Annotated in this window: 2 tRNA genes and 3 rRNA genes; all 5 read right to left on the bottom strand. The window is 57.6% G+C overall.

The annotated features are described in order from the left end of the window. Nucleotides 1–24 precede the first annotated feature (24 nt). Nucleotides 25–100, bottom strand: a tRNA-Thr gene (locus tag CCB157_RS16740). A gap of 3 nt (nt 101–103) precedes the next feature. After that, a tRNA-Asn gene (locus CCB157_RS16735) sits at nt 104–178 on the bottom strand. Between the two features lie 24 nt (nt 179–202). Further along, nucleotides 203–319 (bottom strand): 5S ribosomal RNA (gene rrf, locus CCB157_RS16730). A gap of 58 nt (nt 320–377) precedes the next feature. Beyond that, a 23S ribosomal RNA gene (locus CCB157_RS16725) occupies nt 378–3312 on the bottom strand. A gap of 117 nt (nt 3313–3429) precedes the next feature. Continuing rightward, nucleotides 3430–4691: ribosomal RNA gene (locus CCB157_RS16720) — 16S ribosomal RNA — on the bottom strand; the annotation flags it as partial.

Here is a 4691-nt window from a genome sequence, read left to right as displayed (position 1 = left end):
ACCCCATCATAATAAGCTTTTTAATGGAGCTTCCAACAGGGCTCGAACCTGCGACCTCTTCCTTACCATGGAAGCGCTCTACCAACTGAGCTATGGAAGCATCTGGCTCCGCAGGCCGGATTCGAACCAGCGACCCATCGGTTAACAGCCGATTGCTCTACCACTGAGCTACTGCGGAATGTCATGGAATATGTAAGGCAAGGCCCGGCAACGTCCTACTCTCACAGGGGGTCGCCCCCCCATTACCATCGGCGCTGAAGAGCTTAACGGCCGTGTTCGGGATGGGAACGGGTGTGACCTCTTCGCCATCGTCACCGGACCTTTTTCACTTGTTGAAGGTTGCACCTTCAAAACTGATAACGAAGGTCCTGCATCGCTTGGTTAAGTCCTCGACCGATTAGTATCCGTCAGCTCCACGTGTCGCCACGCTTCCACCTCGGACCTATCGACCTCATCATCTCTGAGGGGTCTTACTGACTCGCGTCATGGGAAATCTCATCTTGAGGGGGGCTTCGTGCTTAGATGCTTTCAGCACTTATCCCGTCCACACATAGCTACCCAGCGGTGCTCCTGGCGGAACAACTGGTACACCAGCGGTGTGTCCGTCCCGGTCCTCTCGTACTAAGGACAGCGCCTCTCAAATTTCCTACGCCCGCGACGGATAGGGACCGAACTGTCTCACGACGTTCTGAACCCAGCTCGCGTACCGCTTTAATGGGCGAACAGCCCAACCCTTGGGACCTACTTCAGCCCCAGGATGCGATGAGCCGACATCGAGGTGCCAAACCTCCCCGTCGATGTGGACTCTTGGGGGAGATCAGCCTGTTATCCCCAGGGTAGCTTTTATCCGTTGAGCGATGGCCCTTCCATGCGGTGCCACCGGATCACTAAGCCCGACTTTCGTCCCTGCTCGACTTGTAGGTCTCGCAGTCAAGCTCCCTTATGCCTTTGCACTCTGCGAATGATTTCCAACCATTCTGAGGGAACCTTTGGGCGCCTCCGTTACCTTTTAGGAGGCGACCGCCCCAGTCAAACTGCCCGCCTGACACTGTCTCCGCACCGGATCACGGTGCCGGGTTAGAATGTCCGTACCGATAGGGTCGTATCCCACCGTCGCCTCCACCGAACCTGGCGGCCCGGCTTCTCCGGCTCCGACCTATCCTGTACAATCGATACCGACATCCAATATCAAGCTGCAGTAAAGCTCCATGGGGTCTTTCCGTCCTGTCGCGGGTAACCTGCATCTTCACAGGTACTATAATTTCACCGGGTCTCTTGTTGAGACAGTATCCAAGTCGTTACGCCTTTCGTGCGGGTCGGAACTTACCCGACAAGGAATTTCGCTACCTTAGGACCGTTATAGTTACGGCCGCCGTTTACTGGGGCTTCGGTTCGGACCTTCGCCTTGCGGCTAAGCCCTCCCCTTAACCTTCCAGCACCGGGCAGGCGTCAGCCCCTATACGTCACCTTTCGGTTTGGCAGAGACCTGTGTTTTTGATAAACAGTCGCTTGGATCTTTTCACTGCGGCTCCCTCGGGCTCATCACCCTACCGGAGCACCCCTTCTCCCGAAGTTACGGGGTCATTTTGCCGAGTTCCTTAACAAGAGTTCTCCCGAGCGTCTTAGGATGCTCTCCTCGCCTACCTGTGTCGGTTTGGGGTACGGGCACCGAAAGACTCGCTAGAGGCTTTTCTCGGCAGTGTAAGCACGGGCGCTTCGGTACTTAAGTTCCCTCCCCATCACCGCTCAGCCTTTTCGGTGGCGGGATTTGCCTCGCCACCAGCCTTGCGGCTTGGACGCGCTCTTCCGGCCGCGCGCTCGCCTTGCCTTCCTGCGTCACCCCATCGCTCAAACGCCTTTCGGTGGTACAGGAATTTCAACCTGTTGTCCATCGCCTACGCCTTCCGGCCTCGGCTTAGGCCCCGACTAACCCTGAGCGGACGAACCTTCCTCAGGAACCCTTAGGCTTTCGACGGAGGGGATTCTCACCCCTCTTTTCGTTACTCATACCGGCATTCTCACTTCCCAGCGCTCCAGTCGACCTTCCGGTCGGCCTTCGCCGCGCTCGGAACGCTCCCCTACCTCCGCCGCTCATAAGAGCGGCGAACCGCGGCTTCGGTGATGCGTTTAGCCCCGTTACATTTTCGGCGCAGCGCCACTCGACCAGTGAGCTATTACGCACTCTTTAAATGATGGCTGCTTCTAAGCCAACATCCTGGTTGTCTGGGCAACGCCACATCCTTTCCCACTTAACGCATACTTGGGGACCTTAGCCGGCGGTCTGGGCTGTTTCCCTCTCGACGACGGATCTTATCACTCGCCGTCTGACTCCCGAGGATAAGTCGTTGGCATTCGGAGTTTGAGTGAGCTCGGTAATCCTGTGGGGACCCCTCACCCAATCAGTGCTCTACCTCCAAGACTCTCACCTCGAGGCTAGCCCTAAAGCTATTTCGGGGAGAACCAGCTATCTCCGTGTTCGATTGGCATTTCACCCCTACCCACACCTCATCCCCGCCTTTTTCAACAGACGTGGGTTCGGGCCTCCAGTGCGCGTTACCGCACCTTCACCCTGGGCATGGGTAGATCACACGGTTTCGGGTCTGCGACCCCAAACTCATCGCCCTCTTCAGACTCGCTTTCGCTACGGCTCCGCCTCTCCGGCTTAACCTCGCTTGGGATCGCAACTCGCCGGTCCATTCTGCAAAAGGTACACCGTCATCCCGCAAAGGGGACTCCGACTACTTGTAAGCACACGGTTTCAGGATCTCTTTCACTCCCCTCCCGGGGTGCTTTTCACCTTTCCCTCACGGTACTGGTTCACTATCGGTCACCGGGTAGTATTTAGCCTTGGGAGATGGTCCTCCCTGCTTCCGACGGGATTTCCCGTGTCCCGCCGTACTCAGGATCCACTCTGCGACTTTGGACGTTTCGGCTACAGGGCTGTTACCTTCTCCGGCCGGCCTTTCCAGACCGCTTCGCCTACGCCCGCCGCCGCGTGATGAGTGTCCTACAACCCCCGACGCTCAAAAGAACGCCGGGTTTGGGCTCCTCCCGTTTCGCTCGCCGCTACTCAGGGAATCGCGTTTGCTTTCTTTTCCTCCGGGTACTAAGATGTTTCAGTTCCCCGGGTCTGCCCTCCGCACCCTATGGATTCAGGTGCGGATCCCGCCCGTTCAGGGCGGGGGGTTCCCCCATTCGGAGATCTCCGGATCAACGCCTACTTACGGCTCCCCGAAGCATATCGGTGTTCGTCCCGTCCTTCATCGGCTCCCGGTGCCAAGGCATCCACCGTGCGCTCTTACTCACTTAACCTGTGTGATGCTCGGACCTTCGTTATGCAGTTTTCAAGGTGCAACGCTGAAGGATCGCTCCTTCAAAACCAAACAAAAGCCTAAGCGCGCCTCCACGGATGTCTCTTTCATTCCTTAGAAAGGAGGTGATCCAGCCGCACCTTCCGATACGGCTACCTTGTTACGACTTCACCCCAATCATCTGCCCCACCTTCGGCGGCTGCCTCCCTTGCGGGTTGGCGCACCGACTTCGGGTGTTGCAGACTCTCGTGGTGTGACGGGCGGTGTGTACAAGGCCCGGGAACGTATTCACCGCGGCATGCTGATCCGCGATTACTAGCGATTCCGGCTTCATGCAGGCGAGTTGCAGCCTGCAATCCGAACTGAGAGCGGCTTTTTGGGATTCGCTCCCCCTCGCGGGTTCGCAGCCCTTTGTACCGCCCATTGTAGCACGTGTGTAGCCCAGGTCATAAGGGGCATGATGATTTGACGTCATCCCCACCTTCCTCCGGTTTGTCACCGGCAGTCACGTTAGAGTGCCCAACTCAATGCTGGCAACTAACGTCAAGGGTTGCGCTCGTTGCGGGACTTAACCCAACATCTCACGACACGAGCTGACGACAACCATGCACCACCTGTCACTCTGTCCCCCCGAAGGGGGAAAACCCTATCTCTAGGGCGGTCAGAGGATGTCAAGACCTGGTAAGGTTCTTCGCGTTGCTTCGAATTAAACCACATGCTCCACCGCTTGTGCGGGCCCCCGTCAATTCCTTTGAGTTTCAGCCTTGCGGCCGTACTCCCCAGGCGGAGTGCTTAATGGGTTACCTTCAGCACTAAGGGGTTTGACCCCCCTAACACCTAGCACTCATCGTTTACGGCGTGGACTACCAGGGTATCTAATCCTGTTTGCTCCCCACGCTTTCGCGCCTCAGCGTCAGTTACAGGCCAGAGAGCCGCTTTCGCCACTGGTGTTCCTCCACATCTCTACGCATTTCACCGCTACACGTGGAATTCCACTCTCCTCTCCTGCACTCAAGCCCTCCAGTTTCCAATGCCCATCCGCGGTTGAGCCGCGGGCTTTCACATCAGACTTAAAGGGCCGCCTGCGCGCGCTTTACGCCCAATAATTCCGGACAACGCTCGCCCCCTACGTATTACCGCGGCTGCTGGCACGTAGTTAGCCGGGGCTTTCTCGTCGGATACCGTCAGGACGCCATCATTTCCTATGGCGTTTGTTCGTCTCCGACAACAGAGCTTTACGACCCGAAGGCCTTCCTCGCTCACGCGGCGTCGCTCCGTCAGACTTGCGTCCATTGCGGAAGATTCCCTACTGCTGCCTCCCGTAGGAGTCTGGGCCGTGTCTCAGTCCCAGTGTGGCCGATCACCCTCTCAGGTCGGCTA

The organism is Caenibacillus caldisaponilyticus, assembly GCF_002003465.1.
Lineage (GTDB): Bacteria > Bacillota > Bacilli > Bacillales > Sporolactobacillaceae > Caenibacillus > Caenibacillus caldisaponilyticus.
The sequence above is the reverse complement of the archived record's forward strand: the minus strand, read 5'-3'. Positions and strand labels throughout refer to the sequence as shown.